22 protein-coding genes are annotated in these 24,880 nt (G+C 75.6%); 14 read left to right on the forward strand and 8 right to left on the reverse strand.

Annotated elements, in window-relative coordinates:
• Window positions 1–151 precede the first annotated feature (151 nt).
• Entirely contained in the window at window positions 152–1,456 is a 1,305-nt protein-coding gene (locus tag ACWERV_RS00605) for an extracellular solute-binding protein (RefSeq protein WP_452926906.1), read from the reverse strand.
• A 571-nt stretch (window positions 1,457–2,027) separates the two neighbouring features.
• Between ACWERV_RS00605 and ACWERV_RS00610 the strand changes: the two genes are divergently transcribed.
• Entirely contained in the window at window positions 2,028–3,161 is a 1,134-nt protein-coding gene (locus ACWERV_RS00610) for a hypothetical protein (protein ID WP_452926909.1), read from the forward strand.
• Here ACWERV_RS00610 and ACWERV_RS00615 read toward each other — a convergent pair.
• Together ACWERV_RS00615 and ACWERV_RS00620 are read right to left on the reverse strand one after the other, a co-directional pair.
• Window positions 3,130–4,599, reverse strand: coding sequence for a sensor histidine kinase (locus ACWERV_RS00615; protein WP_452926911.1), 1,470 nt, complete (start codon window positions 4,597–4,599; stop codon window positions 3,130–3,132). The two genes, ACWERV_RS00610 and ACWERV_RS00615, sit on opposite strands and share 32 nt — an antisense overlap.
• Window positions 4,596–5,339, reverse strand: a complete 744-nt coding sequence (locus ACWERV_RS00620; RefSeq protein WP_398176424.1) for a response regulator transcription factor — start codon at window positions 5,337–5,339, stop codon at window positions 4,596–4,598. The genes ACWERV_RS00615 and ACWERV_RS00620 overlap by 4 nt, the downstream gene beginning before the upstream one ends.
• Before the next feature lie 197 nt (window positions 5,340–5,536).
• Here ACWERV_RS00620 and ACWERV_RS00625 point away from each other — a divergent pair, with 197 nt between their 5' ends.
• From ACWERV_RS00625 to ACWERV_RS00645, 5 genes are all read left to right on the forward strand, one after another.
• Complete coding sequence (locus ACWERV_RS00625) at window positions 5,537–6,916, forward strand: ferredoxin reductase family protein (RefSeq protein ID WP_452926914.1); 1,380 nt, start codon at window positions 5,537–5,539, stop codon at window positions 6,914–6,916.
• A gap of 64 nt (window positions 6,917–6,980) precedes the next feature.
• Window positions 6,981–7,463 carry an FMN-binding protein gene (locus ACWERV_RS00630; protein ID WP_452926917.1) on the forward strand — a complete coding sequence of 161 codons (483 nt, stop codon included), beginning with the start codon at window positions 6,981–6,983 and terminating at the stop codon, window positions 7,461–7,463.
• Window positions 7,453–8,220 carry an FAD:protein FMN transferase gene (locus tag ACWERV_RS00635; RefSeq protein ID WP_452926920.1) on the forward strand — a complete coding sequence of 256 codons (768 nt, stop codon included), beginning with the start codon at window positions 7,453–7,455 and terminating at the stop codon, window positions 8,218–8,220. The genes ACWERV_RS00630 and ACWERV_RS00635 overlap by 11 nt, the downstream gene beginning before the upstream one ends.
• A 119-nt stretch (window positions 8,221–8,339) precedes the next feature.
• Complete coding sequence (locus ACWERV_RS00640; RefSeq protein WP_398176432.1) at window positions 8,340–8,825, forward strand: hypothetical protein; 486 nt, start codon at window positions 8,340–8,342, stop codon at window positions 8,823–8,825.
• Window positions 8,826–8,983: 158 nt separating this feature from the next.
• Window positions 8,984–12,115, forward strand: a complete 3,132-nt coding sequence (locus ACWERV_RS00645; RefSeq protein WP_452926924.1) for a tetratricopeptide repeat protein — start codon at window positions 8,984–8,986, stop codon at window positions 12,113–12,115.
• Between the two features lie 10 nt (window positions 12,116–12,125).
• Here ACWERV_RS00645 and ACWERV_RS00650 read toward each other — a convergent pair whose 3' ends face one another.
• Window positions 12,126–13,052: an SDR family oxidoreductase gene (locus tag ACWERV_RS00650; RefSeq protein WP_452926927.1), complete on the reverse strand. Its 927-nt coding sequence runs from the start codon at window positions 13,050–13,052 to the stop codon at window positions 12,126–12,128.
• The gene (locus ACWERV_RS00655; protein ID WP_452926929.1) at window positions 13,049–13,654 is read right to left on the reverse strand and encodes a TetR/AcrR family transcriptional regulator; all 606 of its coding nucleotides are present in this window, start codon (window positions 13,652–13,654) and stop codon (window positions 13,049–13,051) included. The genes ACWERV_RS00650 and ACWERV_RS00655 overlap by 4 nt, the downstream gene beginning before the upstream one ends.
• Before the next feature lie 292 nt (window positions 13,655–13,946).
• Here ACWERV_RS00655 and ACWERV_RS00660 point away from each other — a divergent pair, with 292 nt between their 5' ends.
• Window positions 13,947–15,209, forward strand: coding sequence for a chitinase (locus ACWERV_RS00660; protein WP_452926932.1), 1,263 nt, complete (start codon window positions 13,947–13,949; stop codon window positions 15,207–15,209).
• Window positions 15,210–15,345: 136 nt separating this feature from the next.
• Window positions 15,346–15,777: a hypothetical protein gene (locus ACWERV_RS00665; RefSeq protein WP_452926935.1), complete on the forward strand. Its 432-nt coding sequence runs from the start codon at window positions 15,346–15,348 to the stop codon at window positions 15,775–15,777.
• A 50-nt stretch (window positions 15,778–15,827) separates the two neighbouring features.
• Here ACWERV_RS00665 and ACWERV_RS00670 read toward each other — a convergent pair whose 3' ends face one another.
• Window positions 15,828–16,406: a TetR family transcriptional regulator gene (locus ACWERV_RS00670; RefSeq protein ID WP_398176450.1), complete on the reverse strand. Its 579-nt coding sequence runs from the start codon at window positions 16,404–16,406 to the stop codon at window positions 15,828–15,830.
• A 437-nt stretch (window positions 16,407–16,843) separates the two neighbouring features.
• Here ACWERV_RS00670 and ACWERV_RS00675 point away from each other — a divergent pair, with 437 nt between their 5' ends.
• From ACWERV_RS00675 to ACWERV_RS00695, 5 genes are all read left to right on the forward strand, one after another.
• The gene (locus tag ACWERV_RS00675) at window positions 16,844–18,163 is read left to right on the forward strand and encodes a carboxylesterase family protein (protein WP_452926938.1); all 1,320 of its coding nucleotides are present in this window, start codon (window positions 16,844–16,846) and stop codon (window positions 18,161–18,163) included.
• 85 nt (window positions 18,164–18,248) lie between these two features.
• On the forward strand, window positions 18,249–18,608 hold the full coding sequence (locus ACWERV_RS00680; protein WP_452926940.1) for a hypothetical protein: 360 nt from the start codon (window positions 18,249–18,251) through the stop codon (window positions 18,606–18,608).
• A 195-nt stretch (window positions 18,609–18,803) separates the two neighbouring features.
• On the forward strand, window positions 18,804–19,703 hold the full coding sequence (locus ACWERV_RS00685) for an SDR family NAD(P)-dependent oxidoreductase (RefSeq protein ID WP_452926942.1): 900 nt from the start codon (window positions 18,804–18,806) through the stop codon (window positions 19,701–19,703).
• A gap of 200 nt (window positions 19,704–19,903) precedes the next feature.
• On the forward strand, window positions 19,904–20,785 hold the full coding sequence (locus ACWERV_RS00690) for an ATP-grasp domain-containing protein (protein WP_452926945.1): 882 nt from the start codon (window positions 19,904–19,906) through the stop codon (window positions 20,783–20,785).
• Window positions 20,786–20,940: 155 nt separating this feature from the next.
• On the forward strand, window positions 20,941–21,768 hold the full coding sequence (locus ACWERV_RS00695; RefSeq protein ID WP_452926948.1) for an ATP-grasp domain-containing protein: 828 nt from the start codon (window positions 20,941–20,943) through the stop codon (window positions 21,766–21,768).
• Between the two features lie 36 nt (window positions 21,769–21,804).
• Here the strand turns inward: ACWERV_RS00695 and ACWERV_RS00700 are convergent, their stop codons facing one another.
• Window positions 21,805–22,254 (reverse strand): winged helix-turn-helix transcriptional regulator, encoded by a 450-nt coding sequence (locus ACWERV_RS00700; RefSeq protein ID WP_452926950.1) that lies wholly within the window; start codon window positions 22,252–22,254, stop codon window positions 21,805–21,807.
• 228 nt (window positions 22,255–22,482) lie between these two features.
• On the opposite strand from ACWERV_RS00700, the gene ACWERV_RS00705 reads away from it, so the two are divergent.
• Complete coding sequence (locus ACWERV_RS00705) at window positions 22,483–23,181, forward strand: NADPH-dependent F420 reductase (protein WP_452926951.1); 699 nt, start codon at window positions 22,483–22,485, stop codon at window positions 23,179–23,181.
• Window positions 23,182–23,240: 59 nt separating this feature from the next.
• Here ACWERV_RS00705 and ACWERV_RS00710 read toward each other — a convergent pair whose 3' ends face one another.
• Window positions 23,241–24,404, reverse strand: a complete 1,164-nt coding sequence (locus ACWERV_RS00710) for a hypothetical protein (RefSeq protein ID WP_452927185.1) — start codon at window positions 24,402–24,404, stop codon at window positions 23,241–23,243.
• Window positions 24,405–24,880 lie beyond the last annotated feature (476 nt).

The following is a 24,880-nucleotide window of genomic DNA, read 5'->3' on the forward strand; positions in this document are numbered from 1 at the left end:
CGCCGGGGCACCGCTCGGAAGGGGGATCGTAGACCGGCCCGCGGGGGCCGGTCCCGGAAACGGCGAACCTCGCGGGCGCGTCCGGCGGAAACCGGACGCGAAGGAGGCGGAAAGGGGGCGGGGAGCGGGCGGGGAGCGGGCGCGGGGGAACTCAGCGGGCGGAGTCCATCGACTGCACGAATTCCTTGGGCGTCATCTGCTTGTTGAAGACCTTCTGCAGATTGGCCAGCATCAGCACCGAGGTGTCCGGATCGAGCGCCTGGTCCCAGGACTGGGTGAAGGTCGGGGCGTCGGCGACCATGTCGTAGATGAATCCGGTGTATTCGGGGTTGAGCGCGCCCATCAGCTGGCCCTTGATACCGGCGATGGCCGGGACGTGGCCGATGGAGAGCAGGTCGGCGATGTAGGACGGCTGGTCGAGGGTCTTGGTCATGAAATCGACCGCACCCGACTTGTTCTTCGAGCTGTCCGTCACCGAGAAGTAGTTGGACGGGTTGCCGACGACGTTCTTCGGGTCGCCGACACCGCCCGCGACGGTCGGGAAGGGCGCGAACCCGAGCTTGCCCGCGTTCACGAACTTCGGGGCGGCGGCGAGCATGTCGGCGTATTCCCACGAGCCCATCAGCAGCATGCCGGCCTTGCCCTGCGAGACCAGCGCGTTGGTGCCGCCCGCGTCCTGGTTGACCTTGCCGTACTTCGTGCCGAAGGCGCCCCGGTCGACCAGGTCGCGGATCATGCCGAGGGACGTCTCGACCGCCGGGTCGTCCCACGCGCCCGCCTTGCCCGACTCGATGGCGGCGAAGGACTGCGGGCCGCCGACGCGGTCCAGCAGGTATTCCAGCCACATCAGTTCGGTCCAGGCCTGCGAACCGGCCAGCGCGATCGGGGTGACGCCCTGCGCCTTGATCTTGTCGACGTCCTTGAGGAGGTCCTTCCAGGTGGCCGGCGGCGCGTCGATGCCGGCGTCCTTGAAGACGTCCTTGTTGTAGAAGAGCGCGACGGGCTGCACACCCTCCATCGGCACGGCGTAGACCTTGCCGTCGACCGTTCCGCCGGCCAGCACGCTGGGCAGGAACTCGTTCTTGAAGTCGGTGCTCAGCATGTCCGTCAGGTCGGCGACATGGCCCTGCTTGACGTACTGGCTCAGGTTGCCGCCGCCCCAGTTGAGGAAGATGTCGGGGGAGTCGGACGAGCCGAGCGAGGTCTTGAGCTTTTCCTTGTACGGGTCGTTCTCGAAGGTCTTGAGGCTGACCTTCGCCTTCTGCGAGGTGTTGTAGGACGTGATCGACTGCCTCTGGAGCGGGTTGAGCGCGTCGTTCGACAGCGTCCACACGGTCACCGGGCTGTCGGTCCCCGAGGCACCGTTGCCGATGCCGCCGCACGCGGATGCGGTCAGGGCGAGCACGGTCACGGTGGCCACCGCGGCCGTCGCCCGCAGGGACACGAGGCGCTTCATGGTGCGTACACACTCCTTCGGGACCCGGACTTTTCCGACCCCGATCGGGGAAACTAGCGAAAGTTTACGTGCCGAGGAACGTACGATTTCGGTGACGTGCAGTCAATGGCCGACGGGGTAAAACCGCCGCCACATTGCCCCGCGGTATCCCGTTCGGCGACCACGTCGCGAGACCGGTCGGGCACGCGGCGGCGTCAGTTGGGTCGAGATGCGCATGAGGTGTACGGGGCGCCCGCGGTGTGCCGCCGTGAACGGCCGCACTACGGAAACGTCTCGAAACTTTCGGCTCCTGCGCGCCATCGTACGGGCCCTCTCCGGGGCCGCGGCGGGCGGGGCGGCGCAACCCTTCGTCCAACTCCTCGAAAAAGGCCGCGACCTGCTGTTCTTCCGCTCCCCGGGTCGGATACGATGCCGCTCCGCTGGGGGACGGATGTTCGGATCGGCCGACGCTTCTGCGGTGATTTCCCCCAAAGTCCGCCCAATGCCGCCGTTTACGCCGATTCCCTCCCCTCGTCACCGGTTCCGCCCGTGCGCGGCAGCACGCCGCCACCAGGCCCACCCGAAGGTCCCGATGCTCCCCTTCACCCCGCTCGTCACCGTCGTCGTCCTCTCCGTGCTCCTGCGCAACCGCCACAAGATCCCCGTCTCCCGCGACCCCGCCCGGAAGTTCGGCCTCACGCCCGCCCGGCGGACCGACCCCGAACGGGCCGCCCCCGACCCGGCGGGCGACGCCGCCCTCAAGGCCGTCCGCGCCGGTGACTGGCAGCACGCCGCGGACTTCCTCGCGCACGCCGACGGCAGCGGCGCCCCCGGCACCGACACCTCCTGGGACGAGCGCGGCCGCCGCGCGGGCGTGCTCGGCGAGGAGGCCGCACGGGGCGGTGCCTGGCTCACCGCGTGGCTCACCGCGCGCCCCGACGACGCGGGCGCGGCCCTGGTACGCGGCAGCTCCCTCATCCACAAGGCGTGGGCGGCGCGCGGCGACGGCTTCGCGAAGAACACCTCCCGCGAGCAGTTCGAGAACTTCGCCGTCCAGCTCGACCGCGCCCTCCCCGCCCTCCAGGAGGCCGCCCGCCGCGCGCCCGGCGACCCGTCCCCGCTCGTCGCGCAGATCCCGCTCGCCTACGGTCAGGGCTGGCCGCACGAGCGCTTCCGCGAACTGTGGGCGGAGATCACCGCGCGCGACCCGCACACCTTCCTCGGGCACGCCGGCGCGCTCCAGTACTGGTGCGCGAAGTGGCGCGGCTCCGACCAGCTCGCCCGCGAGTTCGCCGAGCAGGCGATCGCCGGCGCGCCCGCCGGAAGCCTGCTCGCGGTGCTGCGCCTGCACGAGCTGTACGAGCGCCGCACGGACGACGCCGACCCCGACCGCCGCTGGGGCACGAAGCGCGGGCGGGCCGCGATCGACGCGACGATGGACGCGGTCGAGGCGGCCCCGGACGGGCACCTGCTGCTGCCCCGCGTCCACCTCACCCTCGCGTACGCGCTCGCCCACGCGGGCCGCCACGCCGAGGCCGTCGTGCACTTCCGCGCGGCCGACGGCTACGCCGGGGCCCTGCCCTGGACCTACTTCCGCGTTCCGCGCATCTACTACGGCCACATCCGCGCGCGCTCCCTGCGCGCCTGGGCCGCCGCGGGCCGCCCGGCCCCGCCCCGGCGCGCGGCCGCGCCCGTCACGAAGGGGCCCCGCGCGACGGCAGGGTGACGGTGAAGGCCGTCGCGCCCGGACGCGACGCCAGCGTCAGCGTGCCGCCGTGCGCGGCGGTCACGGCCGCGACGATCGCGAGGCCGAGCCCGGCGCCGCCGGAGGGGGCGCCCTCCGCCCGCGCCCCGCGGGTGAAGCGCTCGAAGACCGTGTCGCGGACGGCCTCCGGCACACCGGGCCCGTCGTCCGAGACGACCAGCCGCGCGCCGCCCGACGCGGTCCGGCGCAGGCGCACGGTGACGTGTGTGCCCGGCGGGGTGTGGACGCGGGCGTTGGCCAGCAGGTTGGCGAGCACCTGGTGCAGCCGCGCCCCGTCGCCCGTCACCGTGACCGGCGACTCGGGCAGGTCCAGCAGCCAGCGGTGGCCGGGACCCGCGGCCCGCGCGTCCTCGACGGCGGCCAGGACCAGCAGGGTGAGGTCCACCGGCTCGCTGGCCTGCGGCACCCCCTCGTCGAGCCGGGCGAGCAGCAGCAGGTCGTCCACCATGCCGCCCATCCGCGCGGACTCCGCCCCGATGCGCTCCAGCGCCCGTCGCACCCCGGGCGGTACGGGTTCGGTCCGGCGGAGCGCCAGTTCGGCGTGCCCCCGGATCGACGCGACGGGGGTGCGCAGCTCGTGGCTGGCGTCGGCGGCGAAACGGCGCAGCCGCTCCTCGCTGCTGTGCCGCCGGGCGAGCGCGTCCTCGACGTGCCCGAGCATGAGGTTGAGCGCGGCCCCGACCTGCCCGACCTCGGTGCGCGGGTCGGTGTCGGCCTCCGGTACCCGGTCCGGCAGCTCCACCGCGCCGCTGGCCAGCGGGGTCGCGGTGACGGCGGCGGCGGTCGCGGCCACCCGGCGCAGCGGCCGCAGCGACCAGCGCACCCAGAACGCGCCCGCGGTCCCCGCCCCGGCGAGCGCGACCCCGAAGACGACCGCCTCGACGATCACCAGCCGCCGCGCGGCGGCCTCCACCCGTTCCAGCGGCAGCCCGGTGACGAGCACGTCGCCGTCGTCGCCCGTCACGGCCACGACCCGGTAGTCGCCGAGCGCGGAGAGGTCCAGGCCGTGCGGGCGCCCGTCGGGGTGCAGCCCGGCGAGGGCGGCGCGGTCGCCCGCCGACAGCGTCACGGAGGTGTCCGTCCCGGAGCGGACGACGGCGGCGTCGGTGACCTTGCCGCCGAGCAGCCGGGCGCCGAAGGTGCCGGGGGCCTGGCGGCGGGTGTCGGCGTGGGCGTTGTCGCCGTCCGGTTCGCCGCGCCCGGGGTGCTCCAGGCTCGCGGGGAAGCGCCCGCCCGCGGCGGCGAGCTGCTGGTCGAGCTGCCCGGTGAGGTAGGAGCGCAGCGTCAGCACGGCGGCGATCCCGACGGCGGCGCAGCTGAGCGCGAGCAGCACGACCAGCCCGCAGATCAGCCGCCCGCGCAGCGTCCGCGGTGCCCACCGCGGGGAGCGTCCGCTCACACCGCGGCCCGGATCACGTAGCCCGCGCCGCGGACGGTGTGGATCATCGGCGGGCGGCCGGTGTCGATCTTGCGCCGCAGGTAGGAGATGTACAGCTCCACCACATGCGCCTGGCCGCCGAAGTCGTACGACCACACGTGGTCGAGGATCTGGCCCTTGCTGAGCACCCTGCGCGGGTTGCGCATCAGGTAGCGCAGCAGCTCGAACTCCGTCGGCGACAGCTCCACCGGCTCGCCGCCCCGGCTGACCTCGCGCGCGTCCTCGTCCATCAGCAGGTCGCCGACCACCAGGAGCGCCGCGTCGCCGCGCGCCCGGGTCATCCCCGCGCGGCGCAGCAGGCCGCGCAGCCGGGCGAGCACCTCCTCCAGCGAGAAGGGCTTGGTCACGTAGTCGTCGCCGCCCGCGGTGATCCCGGCGATACGGTCCTCGACGGTGTCGCGCGCGGTGAGGAAGAGCACGCACACGTCCGGCTGTGCCGCCCGCAGCCTGCGCAGCACCGCGAGACCGTCCCCGTCCGGCAGCACCACGTCCAGCACGACGGCGTCCGGCCGGAAGGCCGCGGCCTCGGCGACCGCACCGGCCGCGTCGCCCGCCGTCCGCACCTGCCAGCCCTCGTACGCCAGCGCCCCGGACAGCACCTCGGCGAGGTCGGGCTCGTCGTCGACGACCAGCACCCGCACGGGGGTGCCGTCGGGGTGCGCCAGGGGCGGCGGGGCGGAAGCGGAGGGCGTGGATCTCATCGTCCCCCCAGCATCGCGCGCCGGTCCGTCCGCGGCGCGCCCGGCCGCCTCTGCGTTTGCTGTGGATCGGGGGCGGGCGCCCGCGCGCCGTGGACCGGCGGCAGCGGGCCCGTACCGGGGCGGGCCGGTCGTACTCAGAGGTCATTCAGAGGTTCGGGCCCGACAGTGGCAGGCGTACACGTACGAGAGGAACCCCGATGACCAGCGCCTCCCGCGCCGCGCCGCCCCGTCACCAGGCCGCCGCGCCCCCCGCCACCCCCGTGGACGGCGTCTCCGCCGCCGCGGTCGTGCTCGTGCTCGGCTGGGCGGGGGCCGCGGCGGTGCTCGCCCTGTGGTGGCAGGACACCGGCTCGGTCGTCGGCGCCGACGGCTGGCTGCTCGGCGCCGGGCGCATCGCGGGCCTGCTGTGCGGGTACGGCTGCGCGCTGCTCGTCCTGCTCATGGCGCGCGTGCCCGCGCTGGAGAACGCCGTCGGCAGCGACCGCGTCGCCCGCTGGCACGCCATGGCCGGCCGCTACGTCGTGTGCCTGCTGCTGGTGCACGTCACCTGCGTGCTCGCGGGCTACAGCGCGCAGGCGCACACGGACATCGCGTACGAGACGTGGACCGTCGTCACGACCTACCCCGACATGCTCAAGGGCGCGGCCGGCGGCCTCCTGCTGCTGGCCGTGGGCGCGCTGTCGGTACGGGCCGCGCGCCGCCGGATGCGCTACGAGACGTGGTACCACCTGCACCTGCTCACCTACCTCGCCCTTTACCTCGCCTTCTGGCACCAGCTCGCGCTCGGCGCGGACCTCCCCGGCGGCTCCGGCGCCCGCACCGGCTGGTACGTCCTCTACGGCGCCGCCGCCGCAGCCGTCCTCCGGTACCGGCTGCTCGTCCCGCTGCGGCTCAACCTGCGGCACCGGCTGCGGGTGTCCTCCGTCGTGCGCGAGGCGCCCGGCGTGGTGTCCGTCTTCGTCCAGGGGCGGCGCCTCGGCGAACTGCGCGCCCGCCCCGGCCAGTTCCTGCGGTGGCGCTTCCTCGCGCCCGGCCTGCGCTGGACCTCCGGCCCGTACTCGCTGTCCGCGCCGCCGCGCGGCGACGTCCTGCGCATCACCGTCAAGGCGGTCGGCGGCCACAGCGCCGCCCTCGCCCGGCTCCGCCCCGGCACCCGCGTGTGGGCCGAGGGCCCCTACGGCGCCCTCACCGCCGACCGCCGCCGGAGGCAGAAGGTGCTGCTGCTCGCCGGGGGCGTGGGCGTCACACCGCTGCGGGCGCTCTTCGAGGCGCTGCCCGGCCGCCCCGGCGACCTCTCCCTCATCTACCGCGCCCGCACCCCGGCCGACCTGGCGCTGCGCTCCGAGCTGGAGGCGATCGCCCACGCCCGCGGCGCCCGCCTCTTCCTCGCCGTCAACGCCCCGGACGGCCGCCGCCCCGACCTCACCGCGGCAGGCCTGCGGGCCGCGCTGCCCGACATCGCGGCGCACGACGTGTACCTGTGCGGGCCGCCCGCCCTGACCCGGGCGGCGTACACGCAGCTGCGGGCCGCGGGCGTGCCCGCGCGCCGTATCCACCACGAGTCCTTCGCGCTGTGACCGCCGACGACCGCGGCCCCGGCCCCACCATCGACCCCGCCGTCGACCGGAGAAAGGCCCGCCCATGAGTGGCATGCCCCTGCTCGCGCCCGGCGCGCGGATCACGCTGGCCACCGCCGCCACGGCGTCCGGCGTGCTCGCGCTGCTGGCGCTCAAACCGCACACCAACGCCCCCGCGGTGACGGCGGCCCCCGCCCCCCAGGGCGCGCCGCAGACCCCGGCGGCGGGCACCGGCCCGCAGCCCACGGCCACCGGCGGGGCGAAGGGGACGCAGAAGATCGACGGCGACACCGTCCAGACCCGCTACGGTCCCGTCCAGGTGCGGATCACCCTCACCGGCGGCCGGCTCACCGGCGTGGACGTCCTCCGGGCCCCGCAGGGCAACGGCCGCGACCAGGAGATCACCTCCTTCTCCGTCCCCCAGCTCACCCAGGAGGCGCTGGCGGCGCAGAGCGCGCGGATCGACGCGGTGTCGGGGGCCACCTACACGAGCGACGGCTACGTGCGGTCCCTGCAGAGCGCGCTGGACAAGGCCCATGGCGGCTGAACCCGCGCGCACGGTGCGCGTCGTCCGCACCATGGGGACGGTCTTCTCGCTCGACGTCCGCGGTGCCGGTGACCCGCCGCGGACCCGGGCCGCGCTGGACGCCGCCGGGGCGTGGCTGGAGCACGTCGACGAGGTCTTCTCGACCTACCGCCCGCAGAGCCAGATCAGCCGCCTCGCAGCGGGCACCCTCGCGCTGTCGGCGTGCTCGCCCGAGGTGTGGGAGGTGATGCGGCTGTGCGACGCGGCGGAGCGCCGCACCCGCGGCTACTTCAGCGCGCGGTACGCCGGCGGCCCCGGCTTCGACCCGACGGGCCTCGTCAAGGGCTGGGCGGTGGAGCGGGCGGCGGCGATGATCGCCGCGTCCGGCGCGGAGGCGGTGTGCGTCAACGGCGGCGGCGACCTCCAGACGCACGGCGGCCCCTGGCGCATCGGCCTGGCCCACCCGCTGCTGCGCGGCGCCCTCGCCGGTGTCGTCCTCGCCCCGCCGGGCGGGTCGCTGGCCGTCGCCACCTCGGGTCCCGCCGAACGCGGCCCGCACATCCTCGACCCCCACACCGGCCGCCCCCCGTGCGGCGCGGCCGCCTCGCTGACCGTCGTCACCGCCGCCCTGACCGACGCGGACGTGTGCGCGACGGCGGGCTACGCGATGGGCCCGGCCGCGCGCCGCTGGCTGGAGTCGCTTCCCGGCACGCAGGCGCACTGCGTGACGCCGTCCGGCGAGATGTGGGCCACTCCCGGCTTCCCGTCGCCCGCGTAGCCGGGCGGACGGGCCGGGGCCGTACGGAAGTTACGCGTCCGGCGTTTCGCAAGGCGCTCCCCGGGCCGCCCGGAAAGAGCTACCTTCGGGGGAAAGGGCCGCCGCACACAGGGGTGTTCATGCTGGAGCAAGCACTTGCCGCGCTCGCGGCATCGGGGGGAGCCGCGGTCGTGACCGCGGCGGGCACGGACGCCTGGACGCAGCTGCGGACCCGGATGGCCGGCTGGTTCGGCCGGGGGAGCGAACGCCGGGAGAGGGCGACGCTCGAACGTCTCGACACCACCGCCGCCGAGCTGGAGGCCGCGCCCGGCACGGAGCTGGCGGCCGTACGGGAACGCGCGGGCGTGGTGTGGACGAACCGCATCCGGGATCTGCTCGAAGACCTCGACACCGACGAACAGACCACGGCGGCAACGGAGTTGCGCACCCTGCTCGCCGAACTCCCCGCCCGCACCGAGGTGCACGCGTCGGACGGCGGGCTCGCGGTGGGCGGCGACCTGCACGTCCGCGCCACGGCCCCCAACTCCGTTGCCGCCGGTGTCATCCGCGGCGACGTCCACGTGGGCGCCACCCGCCCTCCGACGCCGGACGCATCCCAGGGCTGAGCGCTCCGGCACCCACGAGCCCGACCTCTCCGGCGGACGCCGCCGAGGCCCTGCCTCGCGAGGCGCCCGCCGCGCACGAGCCCACGGCGCAGGCCGTGCGCGAGGCTGCGGCCGCGGCGGAACCCGCGCGTCAGCGGCGCGGGAAGGCCGCGGCTGCCATGCGCGACCTGGCCCTCGCGACCGCCCTCGGCCCGATGGCCGTCGCCGGGGTGCTCGCCACCCGTCGCGTCCTGTCGGCGGAGGAGTCCGCGCGGTCCGGCGACGACGGCACGGGCGTCCGGCCCGTGGACGCCGTCGCCGACGAGGCGGTGCCCGAGCAGTCCGGCCACCGCCATGTCGGCGAGACCGAACCCCCCTCCCCGGGCGGCGGTGTGCGCGCCGGGCGGGACATCCACGTCGAGAACCAGGGCAGCGGCGCCGCGGTGGGCCAGGCGCACATCGTCAACAACTACCAGGTCACGCAGACCGCGGTCCGCCTGCCGTACCGCATCGGCCGGGTGCCCGCCCTCGCCTCGCCCTTCCAGGAGCGGGACGTCCCCGAGCCGGTGGGCGGCCGGCCCCTCGTCCTCGCGGGCATGTTCGGCACGGGCAAGTCCCAACTGGCCGCGTGTTATGCGGAATCCGCGTGGGACAGCGGCGACCTGCACCTGCTGCTGTGGGTCGACGCGTCCTCGCGCGAGGCGGTCCTGTCCGCGTACGCCCGCGCGGGCCAGGACGTCCTCGGCCGTACGTACGCCGACGCGGCGGACGGCGCGCAGGCCTTCCTCAACTGGCTGCGCCCGGCGGGCGGCACGCAGCCGCACCCGTGGCTCGTCGTCCTGGACGGCGTGACCGACCCCGCTCACCTGACGGGCCTGTGGCCGCCCGCGAGTCCGGTCGGGCGCGTGCTCGTGACCAGCAACCGGGCCGACTTCGAGGGCCCGGGGAACCCGCAGGTCGTCCGCGTCCGGCCGTTCACCTTCGAGGAGGCCCACGCCTACCTGGAACTCGCCCTGGAGCTGAACCCGGCCGCCCGCCAAGCGATCGGCAACGACGTGCGGGCCTTCGTCGCCCGTGCGGCGGGCGAGATCGAGTCCGGCGGGCTCGCCCTGGACACGTACCTCGACACGCACCTGGCGTCCCGCGGCGCCGCCCCCGGCAGGGACGATGCCCGGCCGACGCCCCTCCAGCGCTCCATCGACGCCGCCGCGGCCATGGCACCGGACGGTGTGGTGCGCGCGGTGTTCGCCACGATCACGCAACTGGACGGGGAGCGTGTCCCGGAGGACATCCTCGTCACGGAGGCAGCCCTGCGGCACATCGCCCTGCTCGGCGACCGCCTGCGGGCCGCCGGGGCGCAGCGGCAGGGCGCGGACGCTCCCGCACCCGCCGCCCCGGAGCGCACCGTCCCGCGCGAGTGGCAGGGCGCGGATGCTCCCGCACCCGCCACCCCGGAGCGCACCGTCCCGCGCGAGTGGCAGGGCGCGGACGCTCCCGCACCCGCCGCCCCGGAGCGCTCCGTCCCGCGGATCGTGCCGGTGGTGGCGGACCCCGTCCTTGCCGCCCGCCTGGAGCGCTACGTCTCCCTCGTGGCGGCGGCGCGGATCGTGCCGGTCGACGCGGACGCCGTACGTGCCGCGTTGCGCGCCCTGCATGCCACGAGCATGGTCGACCGGGAGGAGGTCGGCGGCTTCCGATCCGTGAGCACCGCCTCGTACGCGCGGCGGGCGAGCCTGGCCGGTGTGACGTCGCTGTACGACGAGGAGCCGGTGCGCCAGGGCCTGCTGGACGCCGTGGCCGCGGCCTGGCCGGACGTCGAACGCAGCCTGCTGCACGCCCGGTCGCTGTGGGACACGGCCGAGGCCCTGGGAGCCTGCGACGCCGAGATCGACGGCAGATCCGTCGCCGGTCTGGGCCGCGGTGCCGGCCTGCACCCCGTCGCCTTCCGCTACGGACGCAGCCTCGGCGCCTGGGGCCGGTACGGGAGGGCCGAGGAGTACTTCCGCGACCTGGTCCGGCTCGACTCCGAGAGACTGGGCACCGAGCACCCCGACATGCTCAAGGGGCTCGCACGGGCGGCCCGTTGGCGCGGCGCCCGCGGCGACGAGTTCGGCGCGGCGTCCGAGCTGGACGGCGTCCTGGCCCGGCAGCGCGCGGTGCTGGGCGCCGAGGATCCCGAACTGCTCACGATCCGGTGCGATCTCGCGACGGTCCGGCTGTCCGCGGTCGGCTGGGACGCGCCCGCTCCGCGCGCGGAACTCGCCGCGGTGCTGGCGGACCGGATCCGGCTGCTGGGACCCGACCACATCGGCACCCTGCACACGGCGAGCGAGATCGTCGCGGCGATGCTCGGCCGGGAGACCACCGAGCCCCTGGCACCCGATGTCGACGCGGCCGCCGGGCTGCTGCTCGACGGCGACGACAGGCGGCGGTTCAGCGAATCGACCCTGGCGAGCGCCCTGCACGATCGACTGCTGCGGACAGCCGGGGCCGATCATCCGTTCACCATCGCGGCCATGCGGCTGCACGTGACCGCGTGCGCCCGCGGCGGTGACCACGCCCAGGCGCGGGCGCTGGTGGAACGCGCTCTCGCCGACGCGCGGCGGGCGCTGGGACCGGATCACCCCGAGACGCTCAAATGCCGGATCGCGGCGGCTGCCGCCGGTGTCACGAACTCTGGATGGGCGGTCTTCGAACGCACCCTCCGCGAGGTGCACGACCGGTGGGAGGAGCTGGAGCGCGGCCACCCCTGGGCGGTGATCATCCGCCGCCAACTGCTCAGGTTCGCCTCCCCGGACCCGGACCCCGCCGCGTTCGCGGAGACGTCCGCGGAACTCCTCGCCGACACCGAGCGGGTCTTCGGCGCGTGCCACCGGCTCACGCGGCAGCTCCTCGCGGACATGGCCGAGAAGAACGAGCGCGCCGGCCGCCCCGTCGCCGCCCTCGTGGCTCTCGCCGACCTGGCCGCCCGGTGTGCCCGGGTGCCGGGGCCCGAGCATCCGGGCACCCTGCGCGTCCGGCTCCGTCTGGCGTCCGTGCGCGGCAGTCAGGGCGACACCCTCGGCGCGCTCACCGCCCTCGTGGAGCTGCACGTCGACTGCGTGCGGGTGCTCGGCCCCGAGCACCCGGTGACCCTCGACACCCGCCACCAGCTCGCCCTCAACCGCTATGTCGCGGGCGACACCCCCGGCGCGCTGAGCGACCTGGCCCGGCTGCTGGCCGTCCGGGAACGCCTCGACGGGCCCGGCGCCGCCTCGACCCGCGAGGTCCGCGACGACCTGGAGCGCATGCGGGCGGACGAGGAGGGGTGACCGCCGGACCTCACAACGCCGCCCCCAGCGGCCCGTGTTCGGCCTCCATGTCGGCGGCCCAGTGCGCGGCCCAGTCCGGCTGCGTGCCGTCCGCATCGGTGAAGCCGTACTCCCCGTAGAGCTCCCATGTGGCCAGCGCGCGGCCCGACTTGGTCATGACGTGCGGGTCCGCGGCGAGCGCGGCGACGGCGCGGCCGAGGTAGGCGGGGCTCTCGGAGTGCGCGAAGTGCGGGTCCTTCGCGGCGCCGTCGCGCCAGTTGGCCTCGGTCACGCCGAATCCTTCGAGCATCGCCTCCGAGCGGAGGAAGCCCGGGGTGATGGCGAGCGCCGTGACGCCGTGCGGGCGCAGTTCGGCGGCCTGGGCGACGGCGAGGCGGATGACGGCGGACTTGGCGAGGTCGTAGAAGAACGAGCCGCGGTAGCGGGCGGTGTTGCCGTCGGTGACCTCGACCACGAGGCCGCTGCCGCGGGCGACGAGCATGGGGAGGGCGTAGCGGCTGGTGATCACATGGGTCTCCACCGCCTGCCGCAGCAGCCGCAGCCCGGTGTCGAGGTCCTGCTGCCACAGCGGGCGGTCCCAGTCGGTCAACGGGTCGCCGCCCCATATGCAGTTGACCAGGACGTCGAGGCGTCCGTGCTGCTCGACGGCGATCCGGCCGACGAGCGCGCGCACGTCGTCCGGGCTGCTGTGGTCGGTGCGGACGGCGATGCCCGTGCCGCCCGCGGCGGTGACCAGCTCGGCGGTCTCCTCGACGGTCTCGGGGCGGTCCAGCGGGGAGCGCCCGGCGGTGGCGCTGCTGCGGCCGGTGACGTACACGGTGGCGCCCGCGGCGCCGAGCTGGACCGCGATGCCGCGCCCGCCGCCGCGGGTCGCGCCCGCGACCAGGGCCACCCGGCCGGTCAGCGGGGCTGCGGGCGGGCCTGCGTGCGTCGTCATGATGCCTCCGTGTCGCGTGTCGGGAGATGCGGGGCGAGCAGGGTGCCGAGGTCCCGGCGGAGCCGGTCGGCGAGGATGCCGCGGCGTTCGAGGGCCCAGTTCAGGCCCGCGCCCGCGGTGACCGCGCGGACGGCGTCGGCGAGCGCGGGCACGTCCGTGCCGGGCCGCAGCTCGCCCGACTCGGCGGCCCGCGCGAGCAGTTCGGCGACGGCCAGGCCGTACGCCTCGTGGACGGCCAGCGCGCGGGCGTACAGCTCGGGGTCGGTGAGGTCCGCGCACAGGAAGGCCAGGTGGTGCGCGTAGCGCTCGGGGGTGGCCATCGCGGCGGCCGACTCGACGGTCAGTGCCCGCAGGGCGTCGAGCGCGCCGCGGTGCTCGCGCCGTACCCGGTCGGCGACGTCGGCGGCCTCCGCCGCCGAGCGGTCGGCGAGGGCGAGCAGCAGGCCGTGCTTGGAGCCGAAGCGCTGCACGAGCGTGCCGGGGACGAGGCCGACCTCGCGGGCGACGGCGGCGAGGGTGAGCCCGGCGGGGCCGAGCCGTCCCATGACGTCGGCGGTCGCGCGCAGGATCACCGCGTCCTCGACAGCGCGCGGGCGTGCCACGGGGAACCTCCCTGGACGAGTAAATGAACGTCCATTTATTAATAGCCGACGGCCCCGGCCAGGGCAACCCCCGCCCGTCCACGCACGGCCCTCGGGCGGGCCGCCGCAGCCCCGCGACCGATCGGGCCGGGCGACGGGGATCGCCGTCCGAGGGTGGCCGAGGGGGCGTGACACGGGGGGAGTTGGTCTAGTCCTCTTGACGCGGTACACCTGCGCGCGCTTTGGTATGTACCAACTCAGGCCTGAGATGAACTCCTCCTCCCCCCCACCACTTCACGCCCGAGGGGCTTTCATGCACCTTGCCAAATGGGTGGCTTCCGCCTCCGCGCTCACCCTCGCGACCGCCGGCGCCGTCCTCGCCCTGGCCCCCGCCGGCAACGCCGCGGCGACCAGCACCTACGCCGTCGCCCCCTACGTCGACATGAGCAACAGCCAGGAGGGCCTGCTCGACCAGGCCATCACCGGCCACGGGCTCAAGGCCTACACCGCGGCCTTCGTGCTCGGCTCCGGCTGCAACCAGATCTGGGGCGACACCCTCCCGATCGGCAACGACTCCTTCACCGACCCGCTGATCGCCAAGGCGAAGTCCGAAGGCGCGTCCGTCATCATCTCCTCGGGCGGCGCCAGCGGCCTGCCGCTCGCCTGGACCTGCTCCACGCAGAGCTCGATCGTCTCCGGCTACCAGGCCCTCATCAACGACTACGGCGTCACGCAGCTCGACTTCGACATCGAGGGCGCCGCGGTCGCCGACACGGCGGCCGCGGCCCGCCAGATGCAGGCGATGAAGACGCTCAAGGCGTCCAACCCGAACCTGCAGTTCTCGGTCACGCTGCCGGTGCTGGCGAGCGGACTGACCGCCGACGGCGTCAACATCGTCAAGGCCGCGAAGACCGCGGGCGTGAAGATCGACGTCGTCAACATCATGACGATGGACTACTACACGGGCACCGGCACCGAGATGGGCCAGGGCTCGGTCGCCGCGGCCCAGGCCACGCTGTCCCAGATACAGTCCGTCGACTCCAGCTACACCTACGCCAACCTCGGCATCACGCCGATGATCGGCAAGAACGACGACGGCTCCACCTTCACCCTCGCCGACGCCCAGACCGTCGAGACCTTCGCCGAGCAGCACGGTGTCGGCCGCCTCGCCTTCTGGGCCGTGACCCGCGACCAGGCGTGCGGCGGCGGCGCCAACTCGCTGTCCACGTGCAGCCAGATCAGCCAGAGCCCGCTCCAGTTCACCGACACCTTCCTGAAGTACGCGGGAGGGTCCGGCGGCACGAGCGGCGGCACCACCAACGGCGGCACGTCCTCCGGAACCACCGGCTCGACCACCAACGGCGGCGCCACGACCGGCGGTTCGACCACGGGCGGCGCCACGACCGGCGGCACCGGCAACTGCCACGTCGCGTCCTGGAGTTCGTCCGCGATCTACACCGGCGGCAACCAGGTCTCCTGGAAGGGCCACACCTGGCAGGCCAAGTGGTGGACGCAGGGCGAGGAGCCCGGCACCACCGGCGAATGGGGTGTCTGGCAGGACCTCGGGGCCTGCTGAGCCCACGGCCTGCCGCCCGTCACCGACCCGTCCCGCCCGTCGGCCCGACCCCGCTCCCGGGGCCGGGCCGACGCCCGTTCTCGGACCGGCGGACGAGGTCCATGATGGTGCCGGGACGCGAACGAGGGGGGACGCGATGCTCGCGCAACTGGCAGTGAACTGCCACCAGACGAACTGCACGGGTCATGTGGACAACACGCCCGCCTACTACATCTTCGGCGCCATCGGCGCGGCCATGATCCTCGCGCTCGTCGCGGCGGCGGCCGACAGCGCGAACCGGAGGCGGATCCTGGAGCGCGGGATCGCCGCGACCGCGGAGATCCTGAAACTCTCCCCGCGCAAGGTGCTGAACGACGGCATGGTCGTGCTCGACATGACCCTCGCCGTGACCCCGCCGGACGGCGAGCGCTTCGAGACCGAGACCGACCACAAGTTCCCCATCACCGCGCTGCCCCAGGTGGGCTGGACCCTGCCGGTGCGCTACCGGGAGAACAGCTACTACCGCGTCCTCGTCTCGGGCGACGCCGTCCCGCCCACGAGCCCGCCCGCGAGCCCGCCCGCCGGGTGAGCCGCCGAAAGACGGCGCCCGTCGGGCGTAGGCCCGGGGGCCGGGCCGCGTCAGGCCAGCAGTGCCGCCACCGCCGCGACGACGACCTCGCGGCGCCGGGCCGCGGACGTCGGGGCGGACACCGCGTCGTACTCGGGCACGTTGCTGCTCCAGAAACCGGACAGGTGCAGGACCAGGCCGAGCAGCTCGGAGGGGGAGTAGCGGGCGGGCAGGACGCCCGCGTGCTGGGCCTCCTCGATCGCGCGGACCTTCGCGCGGGTGCTCTCGGCGACGACCGGCAGCTCCACGCCGCTGCCCGCGCGCTCCAGCCGGTACCAGGTCGCGAGGCGCTGCACCCAGGGGCGTTCGACGTAGGAGTCGTGCAGGCGCCCGGCGTACTCGGGGAGGTTCGCGGGGTCGATCGGGACGGCGTCGAGGGTCTGCCGGCACATCTCGTCGAAGACGGCGTCGAACAGGCCGTCCTTGCTGCCGTAGTAGTGGTAGATCTGCGCCTTGTTGCTGCGGGCCTCCGCAGCGATGCGGTCGACGCGGGCGCCCGCGATGCCGTACGCGGCGAATTCGGCGGTCGCCGCGTCGAGCAGGCGGCGCCGGGTCGCGTCCGCGTCGCGGGCGGGGACGTCCTTGGTCATACCGTCCACCGTATCAACTAACCGGACAGTTGACACAGGGGTGTCCGGAGGCCGGATACGGGGTTGTCCACAGGCCGCGGGGTGAGCGGATGCCGCCGCGCCGCCGGGACAGAACAATAGAGGGAGGGAGGGGCCGGGCGCCCGCGCCGAGCCTGCTTCCGGCCCCGCGCCGAGCTGTCCCGGGCTCGTGCCGGTCCTGCCTCGGCCTCGCGCCGCGCCCGCCCCGGCCCCGCGTCCGGCCCGTCCCGTCCCCCAGCCGTGGGGTGCCCGGCCCGATCGGCGCCGGGCGCGTGCCCCGCGGGGGTGCCGTACCCGGGCGGTGCGGTACGCCGTCCCGCCGGGCGCCGCGTCCGAGCGGGGCCCGGGGCGGTGGCGGCCCGGCCGCCGCCCGCCCGGCGCGCTGCCCGCCCGCGCCCGCTGCACCGGAGGTGCGCACGATGACCGACCGTCCCGCCGTCCGTACACCGCAGGGGGTGCTGCGGGGGACGGTCGCGGGCGGGGCCGCCGCCTACCGCGGGGTGCCGTACGCCGTCGCCGGGCGGTTCTCGGCGCCGCGGGACGCGCCCGGCTGGACGGGGGTACGGGACGCCGCCGCGCCCGGCCCCGCCGCGCCCCAGCCGCCCTCGCGGCTCGCCCCCGTCATGGGGCCCGGCGGCGGGCTCCCGCAGAGCGAGGACTGCCTCGCGGTGCACGTGTGGACGCCCGACCTGCACGGCGAGGGCGGCACCGGCCTGCCCGTCCTGGTCTGGCTGCACGGCGGCGGCTTCTCCAGCGGCTCCGGCGGCGAGGACTTCTACGACGGCACGCAGCTCGCCGCGCGCGGACACATGGTCGTGGTGACGGTCAACTACCGCCTCGGCGCCTTCGGTTACGCCCACCTCGGGCCGCAGGCGGCGGCCGTCAACCCGGGCCTGCTCGACCAGGTCGCCGCCCTGCGCTGGGTGCGGGCGTCGGCGCCCGCGTTCGGCGGTGACCCGGGCCGCGTCACGCTCGCCGGGCAGTCGGCGGGTGCCCTCTCCGTCCTCGCGCTGCTCGCCCACCCCGCCGGACGCGGCCTGTTCGCGCGGGCCGTCCTCCAGAGCGCCCCGGCAGGCGTCGCGCCCGACGCCCGGGAGCGGGCCGTCGCCCGCGCGCGGCGCCTGGCGCGGCTCGCGGGCGTGCCGCCCGGCCCCGACACGGGCGGGGAGGCGGACCCCGAGCCGGGTGGGCCCGCGCCGCCGTGGGCCGCCGGGCTGCGCTCCCTCGGCGTCAGCGCGCTGCTCGGCGCCCAGCAGGCCCTGGCCCGCGAGGCGGCCGAGCCGCTGTCCGTGACGCCGCCGCTGCAACTGGTCGCGGCGGGCGGGCTGCCCGCCGATCCCGTCGGCGCCGCGCGCACCGGCGTACCGCTCCTGGTCGGCACCGCGCGGGACGAGGCGCGGGCCTTCTTCCCCGACGAGCCCGCGGCCGTCCTCGCCGACGTCACCGCCCGGCGCTTCACCGACGGGACGCTCCGCCTCGCGGCCCGCGCCGCCACCGCGCACGCCTACCGGTTCGACTGGGCCCCGCCCGGCAGCCCGCTCGGGCCCTGCCACTGCGTCGAGCTGCCCTTCCTCTTCGGCGCCGACCGCCCCGCCTGGCGCCCGGCCCCGATGCTCGCGGGCGCCGACCCGGCGGACCTGCGCCGGCTGACCGCCGAGGTCCAGACCGCGTGGGCGGCCTTCGCGCACACCGGCGATCCGGGATGGGCCGCGTACCCGTACGTCAGGACCTTCGGGTAGCCGCGGCCCCCCGGCCCCGGCCCCGGCCTCGGCCCCCCTCGGAACGCGGTCGACACCTTCCGGCGGCGGCGCCGACAATCGCGCCATGAGCCTTTCCGTGCACACCTTCGGCTACGACGCCGACGGCGGCCACGACTTCCTCGACGACCCGGACGGCGGCCGCGACCTGGCCGGGTTCGAGAGCACCCGGAAGCGGCTGTGGGGCGGCGAGGCGGTCGTGGCCCTGGGGGCGCGCTTCCTGCCGCGGCTCGCGCGCGAGGATCTCTACGTGGAGCGGGACGACATCGCGGACTTCCTCGCCGAGTGCGCCCTGCTGCGGCCGCACCTGGACGACCTGGCCGAACGCGGCGGCTACCTCCCGGACTACGTGCGTGAGCGCTTCGCCAACATCGTCGCGGCCGCCGAACGGGCCCGGGGCGTGGGCGGCGGCATCGTCATCTGGTGACGCGACCGGAGGGGGCCTTCCGTGCCTCCCGGGCCCTCCCGTCCCTCCCGGGCCCGCGTCCGGGGGCCGCGCGGGGCGACACGCGCTTATCAACTAACCGATCAGTTGACAACGCTCCTCGGGCGAGGTTCCATGGGAGACGTTGCTAATCAACCGGTTAGTAAGAAGTGTCGGCCGGTGCGCAAGGAGACAGTCATGCCGGAGCAGATGCCTGAGCAGAACACCACCACACCCCTCGTCCTCCTGGTCAGCGGCGCCTCGCGCGGCCTCGGGCGGGAGATCGCGGCGGCCGCGCTGGCCGCCGGGCACCGGGTCGTCGCCGGGGTCCGCAAGGCCGGAGCGCTCGACGACCTCGCGGACGCGTACGGGGAGCGGCTCGCCGTGACCGAGCTGGACGTCACCGACGGCGAGGCGGCGCGCGCCGCGGTCCGTACCGCGGTCGACCGCTTCGGACGGCTCGACGTCCTGGTCAACAACGCGGGGTACGCGAACGTCGGCTCCGTCGAGGACGTCGACTTCGAGGACTTCCGCGCCCAGGTCGACACCAACCTCTTCGGCGTCGTCCGCCTCACGCAGGCCGCGCTGCCGGTCATGCGCGAGCAGCGCGCCGGGCACATCGTGCAGATCTCGTCGGTCGGCGGGCGGCTCGCGACCCCCGGGCTCGGGGCGTACCAGTCCGCGAAGTGGGCGGTCGGCGGCTTCTCGTCGGTGCTGGCCGCCGAGGTCGGCCCGCTCGGCATCAAGGTCACCGTCATCGAGCCGGGCGGCATGAGCACCGACTGGGCCGGGTCCTCGATGCGGATCGACCCCATCCGGCCGGAGTACGAGGAGACGGTCGGCGCGATGGCGCGCGTCCACTCCCCGCAGGCCCTCGCGGCGAGCGACCCGGTGAAGGTCGCCCGGCTGGTCCTGGACGTCGTCGGCCTCGACGAGCCGCCGCTGCGGCTGCTCGCCGGTCCCGACGCGTACGCCTACGCCACGGCGGCGGGCCGCGCGCTGCTCGCGTCCGACGAGCGGTGGCAGCAGCTGAGCGAGTCCACGGCCGTAGACGGCGTCACGGCCGAACAGCTCGACCCGCTGCGGCAGTCGCGCTGACCGAGCCGCAGTCCGCCTCGGGGCCGACCCCGGCCCGCGCCCCGCGCAGCCGTACGCCCAACCGTCAACCACCGCTCATGTGCGTGTAGTTGACGGTGGCCGTTCGGCTCGGGGGAACGCGTGGCATCCTGTGACCTTCACGCCCCGCCGGTCACCGTCGGAAGGACGACCCGGGGGAGGGGCTGGGGGGAGTGGGGCGCATGAAGCTGTGCTTTCTGGTGGAGGAGAACTACCGCCACGACGGCATGCCGGTGGAGGTGATCCGGCAACTCACCGCGTGGGGCCACCAGGTGGACGTCGTACGGCCCGGCGGCTCGCTGCTGCGGATGACCGACCTGCTGCGTACGGCCGCGCACGACGCGTGGGTGCTCAAGACCGTCTCCGGCGGGCCCGGCCTCACCCTGCTGGAGGCCGCCGCGGCAGCCGGGCTCACGACCGTCAACGACGCGCGGGCCATCCGCGGGGTGCGGGACAAGGCGCTCGCCGCCGCGATCGGCCGGGCCGGCGGGGTGCCGATGCCGACGACCTACGCGGCCGCCCGGCCCGAACTCCTCGCCGAGATACCGGAGTCGGACTACCCGCTGGTCGTCAAGCCCGCCGACGGCAGTTCGGGACGGGCCGTGCACCTGGTCGCCACGCCCGCCGCCCTCACCGCCCTCACCCCGGAACTGCGCGGCGAGGGCCTGCTCGTCGCGCAGCCGTACGTGCCCAACTCCGGTGTGGACCTCAAGGTCTACTGCGTCCGCGACGACTTCTACGCCACCGAGCGCCGCTCCCCGCTGCACCCCGACCTGCCGCAGCCCGAACGCCGGGTGCCGCTGCCGCGCGAGGTCGCCGCGATCGCCGCGCGCGTCGGCGCGATCTACGGGCTCGACCTCTACGGCCTGGACGTGCTGCTCGCCCCGGACGGCCCGGTCGTCGTGGACGTCAACGACTTTCCGAGCTTCCGGCAGGTCCCCGACGCGGCCGCGCGCGTCGCCGCCGCCGTCCTCGGCCTGGCCCGCGACCGCCGCCCGGCACCCCCGGCCCCGCGCCCCGCCCCCGTCCCGACCCCGGCCCCCACGGCCGTCCCGGTCCCATGAGCACCCCCGGCGGTGCGGGTGAGCCGTTCGGGACGGACCCGGGCCGTGGTTCCGGTGGCGCGGGTGAGCTGTTCGGTGCGGACCCGGGCTCGCGGGCCGCGCGGTCCCGGAGCCGCAGTCCGCTCGGGGCCGCTCCTCCGGGGGCGCCGCCGCGGGTGCGGCGGCCGCTGCGGGTCGGGCTCGTCACGGCCGACCCCGGCCACCCGCTGCTCGCCGCGGCGGCGGCCCTGCTGGCGGGCGGCGGCGCGAGCGTCGAGGTGCTCGATCCGGCGGGCCCTCGCCCACCGGGTGAGCCCGCCGACGTCTACCTGCTCAAGGCCCGTACGCCGCAGGCGCTGGAGCTGGCCCGCGCGCTGGAGGACGCGGGGGCGCGGGTCGTCAACTCCGCAGCCGCGACCGCCCGTTGCCAGGACCGCCAGGCGATGGCCGCCGACGCCCTGGGCGCGGGGCTGCCCTTCGCGCCGACCCGCTGCTATCCCTCGCCCGCCGAACTCGCCGCCGGGGAGGCGCAGTCCGGGCCGGTCGTGGTGAAGAGCAGGCACAGCCGCAAGTCCGACACCGTCGTACGGCTCGACGGCCCTTCGGCCGTACGGGACTTCGCCGCCACCGCGCCCGAAGAGCCGTACGTCGTGCAGGACTTCGTGCCCAACTCCGGCTGGGACCACAAGCTCTACGCCGTCGGCCCGCACGTCTTCACCGCCCGCCGCCGGTCCGAACTCGCCGCCCCCACCGCCGACACCGGGCCCGTGCCCGCAGCGCTCCCGCCCGCGTGGCGGGACCTGGTCCGCCGCACCGGTGCCGCCTTCGGCCTGGACGTCTACGGCGTGGACGTCGTCACCACCCCGGCGGGGCCCGTCGTCGTGGACGTCAACGCCTTCCCCGGCCTGCGCGGCCGCCCCGGCGCCCCCGAGGCGCTCGCCGCGCTCGTGCTGCGCGGCGCGGGCGGCTGGACGGCCGCGGCCTGCGGCGGCCCCTGGGCCTGAGCCCCGGCTGAGCCCCGGCGGACCCGGACCGTACGGTCAGGAGGCCGCCCTCGCGCGCGCCGCCTCGATGTCGGCGTGGTGCGCCTCCGCCCACCGGCACAGCCCGTGCAGCAGCGGGGACAGCGACTCCCCGAGCGGCGTCAGCGAATACTCGACGTGCGGCGGCACCACCGGGAAGGCCTCCCGGTGGACCAGCCCGTCCGCCTCCAGCGAGCGCAGCGTCTGCGTGAGCATCTTCTGGCTGATCCCGCCCACCGTGCGCATCAACTCGGCGTGCCGGTGCGGGCGGTGCCCCAGCAGGAAGAGGATGAGCGCGCTCCACTTGTCGGAGACCAGCTCCAGCACCTGGCGCGACCCGCAGTGCGGGTTGAGGACGTCGGGGACGGCGATCCCGGGCGGCCCGGCGGCGTCGAAGCGGGTGCCGGTGCCGGTGCTGCTGTCGGGGCCGGTGCCGGGGTCGCTGCCGGGTCCGGTCTCGTCGGGCATGGGGTGACTCCTTCGTGCCGGGCCGGCCGGCGGTGGGCGACAGGCACCCGAAAGTGCGTACTGGTCAGCGGAATCGAGTGGAGCTTACGGTCCCGGTGTGGCCAGGTGCCGCCCGCCGCAAGGGAGTCGGCCTCCCCGGCGCGGCAGCGCCCGCCCGTGCCCCGGGCCCGGGGCACGGCGCCGTACGCCACCACCCACCCTTACGACAGGACAGGAAGCGGATACGTCATGCGCTACGCAGTGCTCGGCACCGGCATCGTCGGCCGGACCCTCGCCGGCAAGCTCGCCACGCTCGGCCACGAGGTCGTCGTCGGCACCCGCGACCCGGGCGCGACGCTCGCCCGCACCGAGCCCGACGCCTACGGCAACGCCCCCTTCGCCGCGTGGCTCGCCGCCCACCCGGCCGTCGCGCTCGCGACCTTCGCCGAGGCGGCCGCGGACGCGCAGACCGTCGTCAACGCCAGCTCCGGCGCCGCCACTCTCGACGTGCTGGCCGCGGCCGGTGCCGCGAACCTCGCCGGGAAGCCGCTCGTGGACGTCGCCAACCCGCTGGACTTCTCGCGGGGCGCGCCGCCCTCGCTCGACCCCGTCAACACCGACAGCCTCGCCGAGCAGATCCAGCGGGCCTTCCCCGCCGCGAAGGTCGTCAAGACGCTGAACACGATGAACGTCGCCGTCATGGTCGATCCGGCCCGGGTGCCGGGCGAGCACACCGTCTTCGTCTGCGGCGCCGACGCGGACGCGAAGAAGGAGGTCACCGCGCTGCTGGAGTCCTTCGGCTGGCCGCCCGCGAGCGTCATCGACCTCGGCGGCGTCGCGAGCGCCCGCGGCACGGAGATGCTGCTGCCCGTGTGGCTGCGGCTGTTCGGCGTGATCGGCCACCCGGACTTCAACTTCCACATCGCGGGAGCGGGCACCCCGGCCTGAGCCCCCCCGCGTCCTCGGCCCGCGCGGGCCGTACGAAGGGGGCGGCGCCGCCCGCGCGGTCAGGGCGGCCCCGACCCGTTCAGCCAGAACGCCCCGTACACCGCGGCCCCCAGCGCGCACACCGCCAGCACCGCCGCCCGCCACCGCACCCGCAGCCGCCCCAGCGCCGCCGCCACCGGCACCAGCACGCCGAACGCGGGCATCAGCAGCCGCGGCTTCGAGCCGAAGTAGCCCGACGAGCACAGCGCCAGCGCGAGCACGATCCCCGTGTAGACCTGCACGGGCAGCGGCAGCCGCGGCCCGCCCTCCCGGAAGCCCCGCACATACCCCCACAGCAGCACCCCGACACCGGCCGCGAGCAGCACCCCGCCCACGTACGGCGGGCGCGTGGCGAGCCCGCCGGTGAAGCGGACGAAGGCCGCCCCGCCGTCGAAGCCGTTGCCCCACCCGCGCTGCACGTCCAGGTAGCCGAACAGGCTGCCGCGCCGGGCGCCCACCCACAGCACGTACCCGGCGGCCCCCGCCGGGGCCAGCAGCGCACCGGCCACCAGCCGCGGCGAGACCCCGGCCCGCCGCGCGTGCGTCCCCGCGGCCACCAGCACCGCGCACGCCACCGCGAGCCCGATCGGCCGGGTCAGCCCGGCGGCCGACGCGAGCAGGCCCGCGGCGATCCACCGCCGGTCCAGCGCGCAGCACAGCGACCACGCGGCCAGCGCGGTGAACAGCGACTCGCTGTACGCCATCGACTGCACGATCCCCACCGGCAGCGCGGCCCACAGCACGACGGCCGTGATCGCGACGTCCGGCCGCTCCGGGACGGATCGCCGCACCACCGCATGGATGCCCGCGGCCGCGGCGAGCGAGGCCACCGCCGAGACCAGCAGCCCGGCGTCCGGCTCCGCCAGCCCCGTCAGCCACGACACCGACCGCTCCAGCCACGGCAGCAGCGGGAAGAACGCCAGGTCGGACAGCCGCCGGCCGTCCGGCGCAGTCAGGACGTAGTCGTAGCCCCGGTCGACGACCCGCACGTACCAGAGCGAGTCCCAGCGGCGGGAGAGCAGCGTCACCGCGCTCTTGCCGTTCGCCGCCGACCAGATCGCGAGCACGACGAGCCCGGCGGCGCGCACCGCCACGTAGCCGCACAGCGCGACCACCAGCCCGCGCCGGGCACCCCCGGCGCTGGACCCGGGCAGCGGCCGCCGCGTCGGAAGACCTGCCGTCAGCACGGCACCGGCTCTCGCTCTCGTCGGGGACGGTCGACGGGAGCCCGGCTCCGCCGCCGTACGCGTACGCGTACGCGCTGCCGTGCCCCCCGCCGCATCCTACGGGGACGACACGAGGGTGCCCGGAACCCGGCCGCTGGGTGGGTGGTTGCTCGCGCAGTTCCTCGCGCCCCTGGGTGGTACCCGGCGGGGCATCGCGCTTTCCCTCCGGGGGTGGGTCGGGGGCCGCCACGGGGCACCTCCTCGGAATGCGCGTTCGGCCTCTTACCTGGTTGGTGAGGGACTGGGAGCGCATTCCTGCGGGGGCACCCCGCACCGTCCCCCTCCGGCCGGACTGGCGGCTGCCTGCCGGTGGGGGGTGAGCGTTTTCAGGGGGCGCGTGGGGGCACCTCCCAGGCGAAGCTCTGGGGGAGAGCTGCGCGGCAAGCCCCCACCGGCGGAAGGTCGCGGCGACCGCCGCAAGAGGCACCGCGGAG

The sequence above is a fragment of the Streptomyces sp. NPDC004031 genome (assembly GCF_053604375.1).

Bases quoted from the DNA above. Each gene is read 5' to 3' on its own strand.
- ACWERV_RS00605 (WP_452926906.1), bottom strand. From the start codon at position 1,456: ATGAAGCGCCTCGTGTCCCTGCGGGCGACGGCCGCGGTGGCCACCGTG.
- ACWERV_RS00610 (WP_452926909.1), top strand. From the start codon at position 2,028: ATGCTCCCCTTCACCCCGCTCGTCACCGTCGTCGTCCTCTCCGTGCTC.
- ACWERV_RS00620 (WP_398176424.1), bottom strand. From the start codon at position 5,339: ATGAGATCCACGCCCTCCGCTTCCGCCCCGCCGCCCCTGGCGCACCCC.
- ACWERV_RS00625 (WP_452926914.1), top strand. From the start codon at position 5,537: ATGACCAGCGCCTCCCGCGCCGCGCCGCCCCGTCACCAGGCCGCCGCG.
- ACWERV_RS00630 (WP_452926917.1), top strand. From the start codon at position 6,981: ATGAGTGGCATGCCCCTGCTCGCGCCCGGCGCGCGGATCACGCTGGCC.
- ACWERV_RS00635 (WP_452926920.1), top strand. From the start codon at position 7,453: ATGGCGGCTGAACCCGCGCGCACGGTGCGCGTCGTCCGCACCATGGGG.
- ACWERV_RS00640 (WP_398176432.1), top strand. From the start codon at position 8,340: ATGCTGGAGCAAGCACTTGCCGCGCTCGCGGCATCGGGGGGAGCCGCG.
- ACWERV_RS00645 (WP_452926924.1), top strand. From the start codon at position 8,984: ATGCGCGACCTGGCCCTCGCGACCGCCCTCGGCCCGATGGCCGTCGCC.
- ACWERV_RS00650 (WP_452926927.1), bottom strand. From the start codon at position 13,052: ATGACGACGCACGCAGGCCCGCCCGCAGCCCCGCTGACCGGCCGGGTG.
- ACWERV_RS00660 (WP_452926932.1), top strand. From the start codon at position 13,947: ATGCACCTTGCCAAATGGGTGGCTTCCGCCTCCGCGCTCACCCTCGCG.
- ACWERV_RS00665 (WP_452926935.1), top strand. From the start codon at position 15,346: ATGCTCGCGCAACTGGCAGTGAACTGCCACCAGACGAACTGCACGGGT.
- ACWERV_RS00670 (WP_398176450.1), bottom strand. From the start codon at position 16,406: ATGACCAAGGACGTCCCCGCCCGCGACGCGGACGCGACCCGGCGCCGC.
- ACWERV_RS00675 (WP_452926938.1), top strand. From the start codon at position 16,844: ATGACCGACCGTCCCGCCGTCCGTACACCGCAGGGGGTGCTGCGGGGG.
- ACWERV_RS00680 (WP_452926940.1), top strand. From the start codon at position 18,249: ATGAGCCTTTCCGTGCACACCTTCGGCTACGACGCCGACGGCGGCCAC.
- ACWERV_RS00685 (WP_452926942.1), top strand. From the start codon at position 18,804: ATGCCGGAGCAGATGCCTGAGCAGAACACCACCACACCCCTCGTCCTC.
- ACWERV_RS00690 (WP_452926945.1), top strand. From the start codon at position 19,904: ATGAAGCTGTGCTTTCTGGTGGAGGAGAACTACCGCCACGACGGCATG.
- ACWERV_RS00700 (WP_452926950.1), bottom strand. From the start codon at position 22,254: ATGCCCGACGAGACCGGACCCGGCAGCGACCCCGGCACCGGCCCCGAC.
- ACWERV_RS00705 (WP_452926951.1), top strand. From the start codon at position 22,483: ATGCGCTACGCAGTGCTCGGCACCGGCATCGTCGGCCGGACCCTCGCC.